We start from the raw sequence: 16,952 nt of genomic DNA, 5'->3' as shown, positions 1-16,952 counted from the left end.
GCCCACTGAAGTCCAGGCTTTTGCCTAAAGTTACATTTCCCATGGCTGTTTTTATAATAAATTTACACGTTGAAATTTGCTACTTCAAACATATAAACTGAAATAAATTCAGGATGACGATGAGCAGAGGTAAACACTACCAATAAGCAATAGTAAACACTACCCCTCAGTTAAAAATAAGTAGACAAACCAAACTGCAATGCCGAAGTTCTAGCTGGTGGATTGCCTAAAAGATCCTTTTGCCACTGCGCTCTGTAGCTAAACCTCAATACAGTTTGAGGTCGCGGCCTAAAGCTAACGCCAGGCATTATACTCCACAATTCATCGCCTATATTTCCTCCGGTTTCTCTAAACTTCCCTACGTTCCAGTCAACATATTCTAATCGGCATGCAAGGCTAAGCGTTGCGTTTTGCCAGCCAAGCATGTTCTTTTTTAATACCGGTTGTACAATATCCGCAAAGCCACCCTGCTGTTTGTTGCCAAATTGCTGCGAATAGGTTGTCGGAACATCAACCTTTATCCATGCCCATTCTGCGGTAATAAACGTATTAAGCATTGGCAATACAGTATTAAAATCGACTGCGAATACATCCAATCTTCTTTTATCATCTACGATAACCCCATCGTTTCGCCATTTATTATAAGCTCCACCCATATAAGAGAGTCCAATTTCGCCTATCTTATTGTGTCTGACAGCCACTTTACCAGTCAACAGAGGTTCACCACTTGCCATTTCCTCGAACCGTTCCGCGTTTTCCTTAGCAGCCGGCAAGAAGGTTTTGTTTTCGCCATTGGCGATAATTGAATTGTCGAATCCGCTAGATGCATAAAGCTCGTACCCAAACATCCAATCGGTATTGTAGTATTTCCCATAGATACCAAATCCGGCATTACTCCAGGTTGCAGGCAACATTTGGGTCATAGCAATCGGACGATCGGTAAACTCCCATTTAGGGCCGTCGTGGTTCTGATTAAATGCACCTATTGGGTTCATAATCATCCCTCCTCTTAAATTCAACATTGGATGAAGTTCCAGATCGAGGGCGGCAAATTCAATGGCTATTTCTTTGTCGGCAGGTTCAAATTCTATTTCTGACAAGAACTTGATGCGTTTGCTAATGGTTGAAGCCACAAACAAAGTCATTCTTCTAAACTGAAACTGGTGTCCATCAGAAACTCCATCTGTTCCCTGGTATTGCCAGTTTGCTTCCATATAGCCACCAACTGAAACAGGTAATTTTCCGACGGTTATAAAAGGGCGCTCATAAACAGCGTCCATATTTAGAATTTGTTTTGTAGTATCTCTTACCGGACTTTTCAAAAGTTTAGGATCTATCTGAGCCTGTACAGAAAAACCAGTAATGAGAATGAGGGTTAATATAGTAACTAGTTTTTTCATACCGCTTTTAGGGAAATTTTTAGTTGATCCTTTTCAACAATTATCGGGAAAGTGCGCAGATTGGCATCAGCAGGGCCATGTTGCATTACACCTTTATTATCAAATTCGCTACCATGAGCCGGACATTGTAGTTTATCACCAAACACTTGTAATTCGGCTCCCAAATGGGTACATTCTAACCACAATGCCGAATACGTTTGCTCATCAAAGCGATACACACATATTGGATATTTAAGCTGATCGTTGTTAATGATAATATATCTTTTGTACTGTTTTTTCTTTGCTTGCTGCACTTCAAAATCAGCTAATGGTACAACCAAATCACTACCGGCTATTGCTCCTGATGATATTTTAGCGGTAGCGCAGCCTTCCAGGAGTGTAGAAATTCCGATACCTCCTAAGCAGGCAAATCCGCAGGTTTTTATAAAGTCTTTTCTTTGCATGGTTATAGTGATTTTAGGAATTTAAGAAGATCATTTTTCTCGTTGCCCGAAAGCTGCGTGAATTTGTTTCTAGAAGCTGTAGCCTCGCCACCATGTAATTGTATTGCTTCTTCAATGCTTTTTGCTCTTCCATCGTGTAATAAATGGTACTGTCCACCCTGTGAATTTGTTGAAAGGCCTAAGCCCCATAGTGGTGGTGTGCGCCACTCATAGGTTTTGGCTGATCCTTCTGTGTATCCATCATCAAGCCCGGGTCCCATATCATGCAAAAGTAAATCGGTATACGGATGAAATTCGGTATTTGATAAAGCCGCAACTGGTGAAGATCCAGTTTTTAAGGTTGGTTTATGACATCCTGCGCAGTTGATTTGATTGAAGATTAGACTGCCTCTTTGAACTGCCGGATCATTTTGATTTCGTTGAATGGGTGCTTTTAGTGTTTGCAAGTAAAATACCACATCGTTTACTTTTTGAGTAGAAATCTCAGGATCTATAGCCAAGTTTGTATAAACATCAATAGGATCGTAACTAGAGGTTATACCTATATCCTGATTGTATGCATTAACTGTTTGGTGTAACAAGTTATAGGCTGCGCCTTTTTTACCAAAGCGATGTATATATTTTCCGCCTTTAGGAATAGCATTAGCGAGTGGGACAACATATCCTACTAAATGACCGTAATTAGGCACGCCTGAAATTCCATCATTGTCTTCGTCGTTAGGATCAGCCATCGCCAAAATATCAGCATCAGAAACCAGTTCTAAGAAACCCAATCCGGTATTTGCCGGTGGAGTAAATTTAGAAAAAGTAGCCCCTGCAGGTATTTGCTCTGGCTTATATCCTGGTATTGCCCTGTTCTGTAATTGAGGGCCTCCCTGATGTAGAAACTTGTTACCAGTTTCATCGGTTTGTCCAAAACGGGTAAGAGTGGTGAAAGGATGCCCTTTACCATCGCCAGCATGGCAGCTACCACAACTAGTGGCTACAAACACTGGCCCAAGTCCTTTTTCAGGTGTAAATATTTCATCGTTGAATGCCACATCGCCTAGTAAAAAGCGCTGGCTTTGCTCATAGGTTAATCCCTCTACCGGTCCATCGAGCAGCTCGTCTTCGGCAGGTGCCGATGGCATAATCTTCTGGCAAGCCACCATTAAAGTGACCAGACAAAGGATAAAGCTGAAAATTAGAAGTAATCGTGTTGACATATTTTATAATTATTCTGTAAATCTAATTATAAAAAAAGACAAACCTAATATTAAAATTAGATTAACCTAACTTTATTATAAAGAGTACACATAACACACACGCTATCGTCATCCTGGCAAAGGCCGGGATGACGATAGCATTTATAGCACCCACAAAAAAAGCCCAGGCAAAATGCCTGGGCTTTTGATAACTTTTAAACTTATAGCTTATACTCTTAAAATCTGCCAGCTAATGAAATCCCATACGTTTTTGGATTACCCAAATGGGCAACACCGAAATCATAAACATAATCTACATATGTTTTATTGGTCAGATTTCTTCCCCAGAAGAACACATCAAATCTTTTATTAGAAACACCAACTTTGGCATTAAACAAATGATAGCCCTTTTGCTCAAATCTGTTCTGAAGATCAAAAAATTGATCCCCAACAAACGCCCACTCACCACGTGCAATTAAATCCAGTTTACTAAGACTTTCAATCTGATAGCTGTATTGCAAAGCAAGCATTGAAGTTAAGTCAGGTGTAAAAACCTGCTTATTGCCATCAAAGTTTACCGTCTGCTTACCTACTGGCAAGCTCAGTGATTTATATTTTGCATCAGTGTAACCGAAGTTATAATCAACACTTAATCCTTTAACTGGTCTGGCTGATAGCTCAACTTCAATTCCCTTACTACTTAATTTTCCTGCATTTCTGGTTACTGTTATTGCATCCGGTAAGACTAACACAGGGGTCTGCGCATCAGTTAACTTCACGTAAAAAGCGGCAACATTAATACTTAAACGCTGATTGAAAAAAGTGTTTTTAGATCCTACCTCTATATTATTACTGTACTCAGGTTTATAAGCAACCAAAGGTTTTATATCTGGATCAGAAACCAATTGCGTAAGTCCACCAGCACGGAAACCTCTGCTGTAACTTGCATACAAGTTATGATCGGCTGTAAACGAGTAAGCAAGACTCACTTTTGGTGATAGCGCATTAAAATTGGCTTTACCAGTGGTATCTTTTGGAAAAATCATAGGATCCTCACCTGGCATCACTAACTCTCCTACCACACTTTGTTTTTTATGCTCATAATCGAAACGCAAACCTGCGGTAGCCAATAACTGATCTGTAATAGCATAAGTAACTTGTCCATAAGCCGCTAAGCCAAAGCTTTTCCCTCTGTTAACGCTAACACTCAAAAGGTTTGGAGCAGGCGCACCTACAGCTTCACCATCTTCGCCAAAAAACGTCCCTTGTTTTACAGGGTTATGTTGGTAAAAGCCATACACACCACCAACCCACTTAAGTCTCGAATCTGATGATGAAGGCGAACTGAATTTAAACTCTTGTGTTAAAACCTGTATTTTATTCCAGTCTTTACCATAGTTGTTAATAACGGTGATACCATCTATCGGAGAAAAATCACCATCTATCGGCTTATTATAATATCTATAATTAGACTGATATGCACTTTGCGAAGTAAAATTGAAATCCTCACCAGCATAATTTGCAGACAAAGATGCGTTAAACAGATTATCGAACATGGTAGTTAAAGCATTCTGATTTACCTTAAAAGGATTACTTAATGCATCGCCAACAGAAGCAGCTAATGGAAAAGTTCCATCATTACGGTTCTCATTATGCTTAACATTTAAAGTTAAAGCAAACTTTGAGCTGCCCTGAAATTTCAGATAATAATTACCTAAGTATCCATGTAAACGGTCAAATTTAGAATTATTAAACTCATTGGTATAAAACCCACTTTGTCTGTTAACCAAGCCTGCTGCGCCAAAAAACAGCTTATCCTTAATTAATGCGGTTCTGATGCCTGCGCTGTAACGCTGCTGACCATAGTTACCAACATCAACACCCGCAAAACCGGTTGTATAATTTGTAGGTTGTTTGGTGATGATGTTAATCACACCGCCCATCGCATTTCTTCCGTATAGGGTACCCTGAGGGCCACGCAATATTTCTATCCTTTCTACATCAAACAATGAAGCGATATAAGTATCTAAACCAAACTGGTTTACACCATCAATATAAGTGGCAACCGCTGGATCGTAAGAAGTTGTACCAATCCCTCTGATGGAGGTTACATTTCTTCCGTCGCCGGGATTGCTGCTATAAAGATTTGGAACGATAGCTGTTAAGTCTCTAGTATTCTGAATCCTGTAATCGTTAACTTTTGTTGATGATAAAACCGATATACTAGCAGGAATGTTCTGAACATTCTCTTCAGTTTTTTGTGCAGAAACAATCACTTCGTCCAGCCTCAAGTCTGCATCTTCTAAAGTAACATCAAGGTTCTTGTTGTAATCGGTTACCAGTTTATTTACCGCAGCATAACCTACAGCTGTAAATCTTAAATTCAATTTACGGGAAGGAACATTGGCAATTTCAAACGAACCCTTTAAATCTGTAACCGTACTCAGGTTTGTATTTAACACTTGTACAGTTACAGCAACTACAGGAACTCCTTTAGTGTCTTTAACAGTTCCTGAAATCTTATTTTGTTGTGCAGTCGCTGCAAAACAAATGAATATGCTTAAACACAAGCATGCTAGTATTTTGTTCATTATATATCAGCTTATTAATTAGAAACAGCGGCAAAAGCAGCGCTGAAATCTTCTCTTAGATCATCAAAATCTTCGATACCCACCGACAACCTCACCATAGAATCAGGGATTCCCATTTCATCGCGCCTTTCCTTACCTAACTCAAAGAATATAGTATGAGCAACTGGAATTGCAAGCGTACGCGTATCACCAAGATTACTTGATTTGATCACCAATTTAAGTTCATTCAAGAATTTAAAGCAATCGATACCATCAACAAGTGCGAAACTCATTAATCCGCCATAACGAAGGAATAACTCAGAAGCTAGCTTATGCTGAGGGTGGCTCTTCAATCCCGGGTAATAAACTTTGCTAATTAAAGGATGGTTATCTAGGAATTCGGCAAGTGCAGCTGCATTACTACAAGCACGCTCTAGCCTTAAAGCAATGGTTTCAGAACCGACAGAAATACTGTGTGCTGCTTCAGGGGCAAGTGTACCACCGCCATCACGTAGTCCTCTTTTTCTGATCTGCGTTAAACCTTGCATTTCCGGACGGATTTGCTCACGGATTATTGGCGCAATGTTCGGGAAGTTAAGCCAATCAAATAAGCCGGTATCAGTTACACTTCCACCTAATGCATTACCATGACCGCCAATATATTTAGTTAAAGAGTTGATAACAAGACTCGCCTTTACTGCAACCGGACGGAACAAATAAGGTGAAGTCATGGTGTTATCTACTACATATATTAATTTTTTGTCCTCACAAAAATCACCTATAGCACCAAGATCTGCAACCTGAGTAGCAGGGTTTGCAATGGTTTCTACAAACACCATTTTGGTATTTTCTTGATAGGCATTTTTGATATTCTGAACATCTGTTGCGTCAACAAAAGAGATATCCAGACCCAAATCCATATAAGTCTGCATAATACTTCTGGTATTACCAAACAGGTATGAACTGGCAATAATGTGATCGCCTGCTTTCATTAAAGCAAGTATAGTCGAAGAAATAGCAGCCATTCCTGTCGAAAAAGAGACAGATGCCAGGCCTTGTTCCATTTGAGTTACTTTGTGCTCAAGTGCGGTAGTGGTTGGGTTACCCTGACGAGAGTAAGCATAGCCCTTTGTTTTGTTTTGAAATACATTTACTAATCCCTGGACATCATCGTATCCCCAGGTTACTGCGTTATGAACAGGTTGATGTAATGCACCGAATTCTGGCTTCAAAAGACGGTCTGAATGAAGTATGGTAGTGGTAAATCCTTTTTTATTGCTCATTTAAACTTAAATTATTCAAGAAAACAAACTTCCATCTTTTATTTTAAAAAAAAGACGTTTTACGTAGGAAATTCTGCAATCAGCTCAAAAAAACTACTGCTAACAAATAACATATAAGTCCTTTACCAGTCTATTTACAGAATGGTTACTTTTACCTCTAAATCTAAAAACAACAATGAAACCATCTTTAGTAGTCATTTTCATCTTATTCCTGTTTACAGGAGTTAGCGCTCAACAAATCAAATATGGTATCGGAAACGACAGTTGGAACCCGGATTCTTTGGGGAACCACAGGGCTGTCCTAACGGTAGGTGGAGCAGGGAATGTAGCCAAGGCAACTATCGAATGGAGACGGAGAGATACCCATCCAGAGCTTAAGGACATCTGGGTTGTTGATGCCAAAACAAACAGCAAAATCGCAAACGTAAAAGCTCTAAACATTAACAGAGAACAAGGCACAGTTTATTTTGAGCCAACATCAGGCCCGGGCACTTATTACGTTTACTATATGCCATACCAGGTAGAAGGTCGTTCGAATTACCCAAATGCGGAGTATAGAAAAACCCCAACAACCATTAGCCAGTGGCCAAAATCGACAACCAATGCTGTTCCGGCTAAACTTGTTCGCATAGAGGCCATTAATGCGATGAGCAGTTTTTACCCTATGGAAGTGATTGCAACCGCAGCAGAAACTAAAGCCCTGATTAAACAGCATCCTCAAAAAGACTACTTGGTTTTTACTGAAGACAGGCTTAATCCTATAAAGATGCAGAACGATCTGCCGCAGCTATGGATTACCAAAGGTCTTAAGAACAGCTTCTCAGGAACTGCTTCAAAAGGAGAAAACTACACTTACCAGCTTGGTATTTATCCGGTTAAAAAAGACCTAACTGATGTTAAAGTTGTTTTTAGCGATCTAAAAAGTAAAACAGGCAAAGCCATTTCTGCAAAAGCATTTTCTTGCTTAAATACCGATGGTGTTAACTGGGATGGCAGTCCGCTACATAAAACAGTAAACGTAGCTAAGAACAAAGTTCAAGCGTTGTGGATACTTGCAGATATTCCAAAAGACATTAGTGCAGGCTTATATACAGGTACAGCGACCGTTACCACCAAAGGATCGGGCAGTACCACCATTCAAATCGCATTAACTGTAAACAACACAGTTTTAGCAGATGGAGGCATAAATGAACCTCAAAAACAAACTCGCTTAAAGTGGCTAAACTCTACCATGGCAGAGAAAAACGAGGTTATCGCACCTTACATCCCTCTGGTTATAAAAGAGAAAACTATTGCCCTATTAGGCCGACAGTTCACGATAAATCAAGATGGTTTACCTGCTCAGATCCAGACCTTTTTTACACCAGAAATGACAGAGCTATCTTCCACCCCTAAAAACATCCTTGTAGAGTCGGTTCATTTTCATGTAACCAGATCAAATCATCAGGACATTAAGTTTAAAACCTCAGAAATCAATTTTACAGACAAGCAAGCAGGCATTGTAAAATGGACTTCAAAAAGCACATCCGACAGTTTAAATATGGAGGTGAATGCGGCTCTTGAGTTTGATGGTTTTGTATCCTATACCGTTAAATTCATCGCTGTAAATGATATAAAATTAGACAATATCAGTTTGCACTTTCCTTTCAGCCCTCAGGCTTCTAAGTACATGATGGGCCTTGGTCAAAAAGGCGGATACCGACCAGATTCTTTGAACTGGAAATGGGACGTGGCCAACAAAAACCAAGATGGCGCATGGATTGGTGATGTAAATGCAGGTTTGCAGTATTCACTAAGAGACAACCACTACGTACGTCCTTTAAATACCAACTTCTACTTACAGAAACCTTTATTACTGCCAACCTCGTGGGGTAACGATGGTAAAGGTGGTATTAAAATCGCTAAAAAAGGACAGTCTATATTGGCCGACAACTACAGTGGAGAGCGCTTTATGAAAAAAGGCGATACCCTCTACTACAACTTCACGTTGTTGATTACGCCTTTCCACCCCATCAATACTGATTTCCAGTGGAGCAACCGCTTTTACCACAAGTACAACAACCTGGATACCATTAAGGCAACAGGCGCAACAATAATAAATATACACCACGCCACTCCTATTAATCCGTTCATCAACTACCCTTTTATTGCCCACAAGGAAATGAAAAGCTATATTGATGAAGCACACTCAAAAGGGCTTAAGGTAAAAATCTATAATACCGTTCGCGAATTATCTAACAGTGCTTACGAAACATTCCCACTCCGCAGCTTGGGTCATGAGATTTACTCGCCAGGAAAAGGTGGTGGCTATTCATGGTTGCAAGAACACCTTGGCGATGATTACATCGCGGCATGGTATGTCCCCGAAATTAAAGATGCAGCCGTAGTGAACAGTGGAATGAGCCGTTGGCACAACTACTACGTTGAAGGCATGAACTGGTTAGTTAACAATGTAGGCATAGATGGCCTATACCTTGATGACGTTGCCTTCGACAGAACCACCATGAAACGCGTAAAAAGTGTACTTACTCAAAATGGTCACCCAGGCATTATAGACCTGCATTCAGCAAACCAATACAACAAAAGCGATGGTTTTAACAACAGTGCGAACCTGTACATGGAACATTTCCCTTACCTAAACCGCCTTTGGTTTGGTGAGTATTTCGACTACGAGAAAAGCAGTCCTGATTTCTTTTTAACAGAATCATCGGGCATACCTTTCGGTTTAATGGGCGAAATGCTACAAGACGGTGGCAACGCATGGCGAGGAATGGTTTACGGCATGACTAATCGTATGCCATGGAGCGACGGCGCAGATCCACGTGCAATATGGAAAGCCTGGGATGACTTTGGTATGCAAGGCACTAAAATGATCGGTTACTGGGTAGAAAACAATCCGGTAAAAACCAACAACCCTGATGTAATTGCAACCATTTACAAGAAAGACAAAAGTGTACTGATAGCACTTGCAAGTTGGGCTAAAGAAGACACCAAAATAAAACTGATCATAGATTGGAAAGCATTAGGAATTGATCCTGCAAAGGCAACAGTTACTGCTCCTGAGGTTAAGAACTTTCAACCCGCAAGAACCTTTTCGGCAACCGACGAAATACCTGTTACAAAAAACAAAGGCTGGATGATTGTTGTTAAACAAAATTAACTTGTAACATTGCACACAAATTATACAGAAACATGAGATTTAAACCATTCGCCTTTATTATTAATATCGCTATTCCTTTAGCTATCGGTGCTATCGGCGCATGGTTTACGTCTCAATCTGTTAAAACCTGGTATCCAACTTTGGCCAAGCCCTCTTTTAATCCACCAAATTGGCTATTTCCACCGGTATGGACTACCCTTTTCATTTTAATGGGAATTTCAGCCTATCTGGTTTGGCAAAAAAGAAAGCAAGTTGAGCATTTCCCACGTACCGTTGCTTTATACTTTATACAGCTTATTTTAAATTTAACGTGGTCGTTCCTGTTCTTTTACGCACATGAACTCGGCATTGCGCTTATTGAAGTTGTAGCCCTGCTTATTGCAATCATTATAAATGCCCGGGTATTCTATAAAATTGATAAAACTGCAGGCTTGTTATTCATCCCATATATTTTATGGGTTAGTTTCGCTACACTTTTAACTTACAGCATATTTTCGTTAAACTGATAATAAGATCGGCATTATGAAATAAAACTCCTATTTTTAGAATGCTATGCTTATAAAAAGACTACTCTTACTGATTCTATTTATAGGTGCATTAAATGTAAATGCGCAAAAAGTAGGCTTAGTATTAAGTGGCGGTGGCGCAAAAGGACTAGCCCATATCGGGATACTAAAAGCGCTCGAAGAAAACAACATTCCGATAGATTACATTACCGGAACCTCTATGGGGGGCATTGTTGGTGCCATGTATGCCGCAGGTTATTCGCCCACACAAATAGAGAAAATAGCATTAAGCAGTGATTTTCAAAATTGGGTAACCGGAAAATACAACAGCGATTACACCTTTTTCTTTCAAAAGAAAAGCATTAACCCCTCGGTAATTACCGCCAAGCTTTCTGTAGATTCTAACTTAAGGATAAATTTCAGGTCTAATCTGGTTAATGATATCCCGTTAAACTTCGCACTGTTAGAGCTGTTTTCGCAGGCTTCAGCGATAGCTAAAGACAACTTCGACAACCTATTTGTACCTTACCGTTGCATGGTTTCTGATGTGTTATCGCAAAACAGTATTACCGTAAAAAAGGGCAGTTTAACCGAAGCCGTTAGGGCAACAATGACTGTTCCCCTCATTTACCGACCAATAAAACTAGACGACAAATACGTGTTTGATGGTGGTTTGTACAACAACTTCCCAGCCGATGTAATGAAGGAGGACTTTAATCCCGACATCATGATCGGCTCTAACGTATCTTCAAAAAACTTTACTGAATATCCTAAAAACAATGATGAGCGCTTAATGAACCGCCTCATGGTTTTCATGTTCCTGTCTAAATCAGATTCTACGCTTATTGGCCCCAACGGCATTTACATTCAGCCGAATCTAAGAGGATATTCTGTAACGAACTTTAATCCTGTAGCAGCTCTGATAAAACAGGGTTACGATGCAACAATGGCCGATATGGAGCAGATCAAGAAAAAGATAAGTCGCAGGGTAACCACCGGAGATCTGATGATTAAAAGAACTCAGTTCAACAATAAAAAACCTAACCTTGTTTTTAGTAGCATCACCGTTTCGGGCGTTAATTCCCAGCAGAAAAAGTATATCGAACGTCTTTTTAAAAGAGACCAGAACACTTTTAACCTTGAGGATATTAAGCAAGGCTACTATAAACTGGTTGCCGATGAAACCTTTGAAACAATTTACCCCAAAATAACCTATAACCCAATATCCGACAGTTACAACTTTGAAATTGTAGCCAAACCTCAAAAGAGCTTTAAAATAGATTTCGGAGGAAACATAGCTTCAAGACCAATCAGTAACGTTTTTTTGGGTATGCAGTACAATTACCTGGATCGCAAGTCGTATACCTTTGGCACAAACCTATATTCCGGACGCTTTTACGAGTCGTTGCAAGTTAGTGGTAGGGTCGATTTCCCTTCGCGACTCCCCTTGTTCCTTGCCATGGAAATGACTTATAATCACTTCGATTATTACAAAACCAGCTCCATTTTTATCGAAAACCCTCACCCTACTTATATTGAGCAAACAGACAGAAAAGTAGATTTGAAGATTGGGTTTCCACTAAACCGAAATGCCAAGGTAACGCTAAGCACCTCGTTTATTAACAACTACGATGGGTATAGTCCGAACAATACATTTGAGGTGGGCAATCGGTTAGATAAAACCGTATTTAATGCATCAAGATCTACTTTTGCTTTTGAACAGTATACTTTTAATCGCAAGCAATACGCCAACAAAGGACGTAACTTTTTACTGAGCCTTAATTATTATGCAGGCAGAGAGAGCTTTACCCCCGGCAATATTACAGATGGTGACTTTACCGATGGCAACCTTATCTCTCCTGAGTTTACAGCCGACAAAACCAATGTAGATAGGAAATACAGGCAATGGTTTAACTTAAAGGTTAGCGACGAGAACTATTTCCTTACCAAACCTAAATACTCCTTAGGTTACCTATTAGAAGCTGTAATTTCCAATCAGCCATTGTTTTCAAACTATTACTCAACCATACTTGCATCTCCTGCATTTTATCCGTTACAAGACAGCAGATCGGTGTTTTTAGAGAACTTTAGGGCCACAAGTTACTTTGCCGGCGGCCTAAAAAATGTATACAGCATCAAAAGAAACCTTGATTTAAGGCTTGAGGGCTATGTGTTTTTACCATACCAGAAGTTTGAAAAAATAGGTTTCCAGGGAGTAGACCGCATGAACCCATTTACCAAATGGCAATATGCCGCTACTGCAGGCCTGGTATACCACACCCCCGTTGGCCCAATAAGCCTTAGTTACAATTTATACGACGATCCGATAAAAAGAAACGGGGTTTTACTACATTTGGGGTATCTGATTTACAATAAACGATCTATAGAATGAGAAGAGTATATCTGTTGATTTTGCTGTTAGTAACATCTGTTTCGGGCTTCGCCCAAAATGCAGACATCAATAACTTTATTGTTAAAGAAAGCCTGCTAAAGAACAGCAAACTTGCCATTATAGCGGCCGACTCTTTAGATGTTCCAATAGAAAAAATCAATGGTACTTACACCTTTACCGTGAGTGGTTTTACCCAAGAGATTAAGTTTAACGGTGGTGTTGGTGTGCTTCCGTTACAATTGGAGAAATCTGCCTTTGTATACATTAAACATCAAAATGATAAAGGCACACACAGCAAATTGCTGTATGTTTATAAAAAGGATGGCACCCTATCCCCTTATGTGATTAACAGCATGTGGCTTGTATTATTCCCTGCCCTGATTGTCTTTTTAGCCTTTGCTTTCAGACGGTTTATTATAGCTGCTGTGATTATCCTATTAGTCTTTATCTATTTTAACCATAGCAATGGTTTAAACCTATCAACTTTCTTCGAAACTATATTTGATGGCTTAAAGCGATTGTTTTAAACAGATCGCTTAAAAAGGCATTCCTATACCAAAATTGTATTGCACAAAGCGATACCTATCCGGACTATGCGTTAGGTAGTAGTCGTCTTTAAACTTCTTATTACCTGTAAAGAAGCGTTTAAACATCCATTGTTCCGAACCTTCAAACTGTGGATCTTTAAGTTTTAAACCTACATCAAACCTAAATACAAAGTATTGCACATCGTACCTGAAACCCATACCTGTACCCAATGCAATCTGGCTACCCAGTTTTTTGAAGTCGAAATATGTTGACTTCACACCCGTATTAGAAACGTTCCAAACGTTACCTGCATCTAAAAATATAGCCCCTTTTAATTTGGCTCCAAAGAATTTGTTTAACAGCTTATATCTGTACTCCAGGTTTGCCTCAATATGTAGCTCTCCAAGTTGATCTAGTCCGTATAACGCTCGTCTTGCAGTATCCGAAGTAAGTTCTTTTCCTCTATCATAATTTCCCGGACCTAAAGTTCTGGCTTGCCAAGCTCTCACACCACTAGACCCACCTGCAAAAAACAATTTCTCGAACGGAATAGCCAAAGAGTTACCATAAGCATAACTAATACCACTATTTATACGAGCAACAAACTGTTTATCGCCTCCAAGGCCTTTATACCAGCGCACATCAACCTCTGGTCGCATATACTGATTAAATGGCAAGCCGAATATTTTAGCATACACACTATCTTTAGGATTAGACTTTACACCTGCAATTTTGGTAGCCAATTGCAACATATTACCGGCCATATCCATACTTCCTCTAAAATAAACAAAGCTCTCGTTCGACAACAATTTATCAGCATTTAAAGAGTAGGTGTATTTAATACCCAGTGTAATATCTTTTCTATTTAACAGCAAAAGATTGTAAAAATTCTTAAGTAACTCAGTTTGATTGTTTGGATCATTGCGATCAAAAAGAAGTCCACCAAACCTGTACTCAAAGTTTAAAGGCGTAACAGAGTGATATTTAGATTTCGACTCCACAAACTCATAAGTTAAGGAACTTAGAAATACATGGCGTTCAAAAAAGCTTTTTTGCTGTGCGTACACATAACTGGTAGAAAATATGGTATGTGGCATTCCACCCCTTCTGCCTGGTCTGGCAGTAATAAGCGGCAACATTAACCTTGGCACAGTAAGGTTGGCACTAATAGAGAAATCTCGTTGATAAATATCGCGAAATAGTGAGTTTCCTTGCCCAATTCTAGATTGCAGCCCACCTTTAACCTGAAACTCGAATCTCTCTGCACCGCGGAATAGGTTGTTGTTGGTATATGTGTTTGATAAAGTAAAACCAACTGTACCAGCGTTAAAAGGAACCTCACCCTCTACACGGTTGCTCATTAGTTTTTGCGGAATCAACTGAATAACCGGATATACTTTATTTAGGCTGTCTTTTGGTCTGTTATAATCTATCTTAACATTTTTAAAAACGTTAAGTTCATACATCCTATCATAGGTAAGATTCTCATTATCTATGCTGTACATATCACCTTGGTGCAGAAAATTATACCTCACTATCGGGTTTCTCCTGAATTTTTTAGAAAGATCAGTATACCTTAAACCTCTGATTGTCTTGTCGTTCATGGTAAGCGTATCAGGAAAACCATCAGAATTAGGCGCAATAATTACGTTCGCCTCACCAATGTAATATTGCTCATGCTTAGGCTTGTCAATAGGATCATCGATTAGCAAAGTAACATTGGCTTTACTGGAATTTAAATTCGAGTCAACTTCATACTTTACATAAGGTCTTACGAAATCAAAATAACCTTTCCCTTTCATCACGGTATAAATACGATCCCGCTCATGCGCCAAAGAATCGTCATCATACCTCATTCCCTCCCTCAAATAGGTCTGAGTAGCTCTACTATCCATGTAAAACTTTTTAATGGTTGAATCAGGAATATCAACCTTTATTTTGTTGACATAAAAAACAGGCCCGGGCTCGGCCTTAAAAAAAACTTCTGCCCTTTTATTTTTCACTTTTACCTCTGATTTCACCTTAGCCATAAAATAGCCTTTACTCATCAGAAACTTTTCTATCTGACTACGCGAAATCTCAACCAATGTACTGTCCAAAATTGGAGGCGGTGTACCAAGTGGCCTTATGTTTGAAGTTTTATAGCGACCATCTTTGGTATTGAACATGTTATAGATGATCACATTGATACCTATTGTTGATGTTGGTCTGATATCTTTTTGAATATAATTGAATGCTTCTTCTTCAAAAGCTTTGTTTATGCTATCAATTTCTACATTTTTAACGATGGCCTGATCGTCTGCAATATATTTTGTTGAAGAGCATCCCGTAACAAAAACAAGAATAAATAGTAATATTGCATGAAATTGGACATTCGCTTTATTATTATAGTATGCTTTCAAAATCTCAGATAGGTTTTATAAAATCGTTACATCAAAAAAAGTACCGTAAAGAAAATGGGATATTTATTATTGAAGGTATAAAATCTATTGTAGAATTTATTGAATCTTCGTACCAGATACATAGTATATATTATCTGGCTCAATATCAGTCTTTACTGCCCAATTTGCCTGCAAATATAAAGTTATTTGAAGTAAACAACGCGGAACTGGATAAGATTAGTACTTTACAAACGCCACAAGGTGTACTTGCGCTGGTACATATTCCAAAAAGCCGTAGTCTGGATGTTAGCAGTCTTAAAGGATCGTTTTCTTTAATGCTTGATGGAGTTCAGGATCCGGGCAATCTTGGTACAATTATTCGTACGGCTGACTGGTTTGGTTTTAAACAAATTATATGCTCTAATAACACTGTCGAAATTTATAACCCAAAAACTGTACAGGCTACAATGGGTTCATTGAGCAGGGTGAATGTTTATTACGAAGAGCTTCCAACACTTTTGAAAGACATAAAAGTGCCTGTTTTTGGTGCGGTTTTTAACGGAACCAGCATGTATGAAACAAAATGGGGAAAAGAGGGTGTTGTAATTTTGGGCAATGAAGGGCAAGGTATCTCACCTGAAATAATAAATTTAATTACAAATCCGGTAACTATTCCGAGAGTGGGAGGCGCTGAGTCATTGAACGTTGCGATATCGGCAGCAATTCTTTGTGCAGATATTTGCAGAAATTTTTAGAAATAAATTGCATCCTAAGTATTATTTACTATTTTTGCAACCTGAAAATCAGTAGGGTCGAGTGGCCGAGTGGCTAGGCAGAGGTCTGCAAAACCTCCTACAGCGGTTCGAATCCGCTCTCGACCTCAAGTTTATAATAAATAAAAAAGATTAACATGGCAGTTACTAGATTAAAAAGAAAAGACAGAAGAAATAAAACTTTCGCAAAATTAGATGTGAAAAACTTGAAACTTGCTACTAACATCGAATTAGGTAGCCGTTCACGTCAATCTACAAAAGATCAGTTAGCTAAAAACAACGCAGTTTTATTAAAACTTACAGCTAACGCATAAGTAAGTCTTTTCTAAAAG

12 protein-coding genes and 1 tRNA gene are annotated in these 16,952 nt (G+C 39.2%); 7 read left to right on the top strand and 6 right to left on the bottom strand.

Translation table 11 applies throughout. The annotated features are described in order from the left end of the window. Positions 1-170: 170 nt before the first annotated feature. From HQN83_RS23995 to HQN83_RS23975, 5 genes are all read right to left on the bottom strand, one after another. Positions 171-1,400, bottom strand: a complete 1,230-nt coding sequence (locus tag HQN83_RS23995) for a hypothetical protein (protein WP_173094109.1) — start codon at positions 1,398-1,400, stop codon at positions 171-173. Then, positions 1,397-1,843, bottom strand: coding sequence for a QcrA and Rieske domain-containing protein (locus HQN83_RS23990; RefSeq protein WP_173094107.1), 447 nt, complete (start codon positions 1,841-1,843; stop codon positions 1,397-1,399). The genes HQN83_RS23995 and HQN83_RS23990 overlap by 4 nt, the downstream gene beginning before the upstream one ends. Before the next feature lie 2 nt (positions 1,844-1,845). Beyond that, a complete protein-coding gene (locus HQN83_RS23985; RefSeq protein WP_173094105.1) occupies positions 1,846-3,048 on the bottom strand; it encodes a di-heme oxidoredictase family protein in 1,203 nt (400 codons plus the stop codon). A 215-nt stretch (positions 3,049-3,263) separates the two neighbouring features. Continuing rightward, on the bottom strand, positions 3,264-5,618 hold the full coding sequence (locus HQN83_RS23980; RefSeq protein WP_173094103.1) for a TonB-dependent receptor: 2,355 nt from the start codon (positions 5,616-5,618) through the stop codon (positions 3,264-3,266). Positions 5,619-5,632: 14 nt separating this feature from the next. Further along, positions 5,633-6,880 (bottom strand): cystathionine gamma-synthase family protein, encoded by a 1,248-nt coding sequence (locus tag HQN83_RS23975; protein WP_173094101.1) that lies wholly within the window; start codon positions 6,878-6,880, stop codon positions 5,633-5,635. Positions 6,881-7,055: 175 nt separating this feature from the next. Here HQN83_RS23975 and HQN83_RS23970 point away from each other — a divergent pair, with 175 nt between their 5' ends. The 4 genes from HQN83_RS23970 to HQN83_RS23955 are packed head-to-tail and all read left to right on the top strand — an operon-like array spanning position 7,056 to position 13,465. After that, the gene (locus tag HQN83_RS23970; protein WP_173094099.1) at positions 7,056-10,040 is read left to right on the top strand and encodes a glycoside hydrolase domain-containing protein; all 2,985 of its coding nucleotides are present in this window, start codon (positions 7,056-7,058) and stop codon (positions 10,038-10,040) included. Positions 10,041-10,072: 32 nt separating this feature from the next. After that, on the top strand, positions 10,073-10,546 hold the full coding sequence (locus HQN83_RS23965) for a TspO/MBR family protein (RefSeq protein ID WP_173094098.1): 474 nt from the start codon (positions 10,073-10,075) through the stop codon (positions 10,544-10,546). Between the two features lie 46 nt (positions 10,547-10,592). After that, a complete protein-coding gene (locus tag HQN83_RS23960) occupies positions 10,593-12,938 on the top strand; it encodes a patatin-like phospholipase family protein (protein ID WP_173094096.1) in 2,346 nt (781 codons plus the stop codon). Next, positions 12,935-13,465: a hypothetical protein gene (locus HQN83_RS23955; RefSeq protein ID WP_173094094.1), complete on the top strand. Its 531-nt coding sequence runs from the start codon at positions 12,935-12,937 to the stop codon at positions 13,463-13,465. The genes HQN83_RS23960 and HQN83_RS23955 overlap by 4 nt, the downstream gene beginning before the upstream one ends. A 9-nt stretch (positions 13,466-13,474) precedes the next feature. Here HQN83_RS23955 and tamL read toward each other — a convergent pair whose 3' ends face one another. After that, complete coding sequence (tamL, locus tag HQN83_RS23950; protein ID WP_173094092.1) at positions 13,475-15,868, bottom strand: translocation and assembly module lipoprotein TamL; 2,394 nt, start codon at positions 15,866-15,868, stop codon at positions 13,475-13,477. Here tamL and HQN83_RS23945 point away from each other — a divergent pair. From HQN83_RS23945 to HQN83_RS23935, 3 genes are all read left to right on the top strand, one after another. Then, positions 15,859-16,602, top strand: a complete 744-nt coding sequence (locus tag HQN83_RS23945; RefSeq protein ID WP_173094090.1) for a TrmH family RNA methyltransferase — start codon at positions 15,859-15,861, stop codon at positions 16,600-16,602. The two genes, tamL and HQN83_RS23945, sit on opposite strands and share 10 nt — an antisense overlap. Positions 16,603-16,657: 55 nt before the next feature. Beyond that, positions 16,658-16,728, top strand: a tRNA-Cys gene (locus HQN83_RS23940). Between the two features lie 29 nt (positions 16,729-16,757). Beyond that, a complete protein-coding gene (locus HQN83_RS23935; protein ID WP_173094088.1) occupies positions 16,758-16,934 on the top strand; it encodes a spore protein in 177 nt (58 codons plus the stop codon). The last annotated feature ends 18 nt before the right edge of the window (positions 16,935-16,952 follow it).

Source organism: Pedobacter foliorum (assembly GCF_013266735.1).
Classification (GTDB): Bacteria; Bacteroidota; Bacteroidia; order Sphingobacteriales; family Sphingobacteriaceae; genus Pedobacter; species Pedobacter foliorum.
This window is presented reverse-complemented; position numbering and strand designations above follow the sequence as displayed.

What these genes read in the sequence shown, in the direction of transcription:
- HQN83_RS23995 (WP_173094109.1), bottom strand. Translation starts at nt 1,400, where the DNA reads ATGAAAAAACTAGTTACTATATTAACCCTCATTCTCATTACTGGTTTT.
- HQN83_RS23990 (WP_173094107.1), bottom strand. Translation starts at nt 1,843, where the DNA reads ATGCAAAGAAAAGACTTTATAAAAACCTGCGGATTTGCCTGCTTAGGA.
- HQN83_RS23985 (WP_173094105.1), bottom strand. Translation starts at nt 3,048, where the DNA reads ATGTCAACACGATTACTTCTAATTTTCAGCTTTATCCTTTGTCTGGTC.
- HQN83_RS23980 (WP_173094103.1), bottom strand. Translation starts at nt 5,618, where the DNA reads ATGAACAAAATACTAGCATGCTTGTGTTTAAGCATATTCATTTGTTTT.
- HQN83_RS23975 (WP_173094101.1), bottom strand. Translation starts at nt 6,880, where the DNA reads ATGAGCAATAAAAAAGGATTTACCACTACCATACTTCATTCAGACCGT.
- HQN83_RS23970 (WP_173094099.1), top strand. Translation starts at nt 7,056, where the DNA reads ATGAAACCATCTTTAGTAGTCATTTTCATCTTATTCCTGTTTACAGGA.
- HQN83_RS23965 (WP_173094098.1), top strand. Translation starts at nt 10,073, where the DNA reads ATGAGATTTAAACCATTCGCCTTTATTATTAATATCGCTATTCCTTTA.
- HQN83_RS23960 (WP_173094096.1), top strand. Translation starts at nt 10,593, where the DNA reads ATGCTTATAAAAAGACTACTCTTACTGATTCTATTTATAGGTGCATTA.
- HQN83_RS23955 (WP_173094094.1), top strand. Translation starts at nt 12,935, where the DNA reads ATGAGAAGAGTATATCTGTTGATTTTGCTGTTAGTAACATCTGTTTCG.
- HQN83_RS23945 (WP_173094090.1), top strand. Translation starts at nt 15,859, where the DNA reads ATGCTTTCAAAATCTCAGATAGGTTTTATAAAATCGTTACATCAAAAA.
- HQN83_RS23935 (WP_173094088.1), top strand. Translation starts at nt 16,758, where the DNA reads ATGGCAGTTACTAGATTAAAAAGAAAAGACAGAAGAAATAAAACTTTC.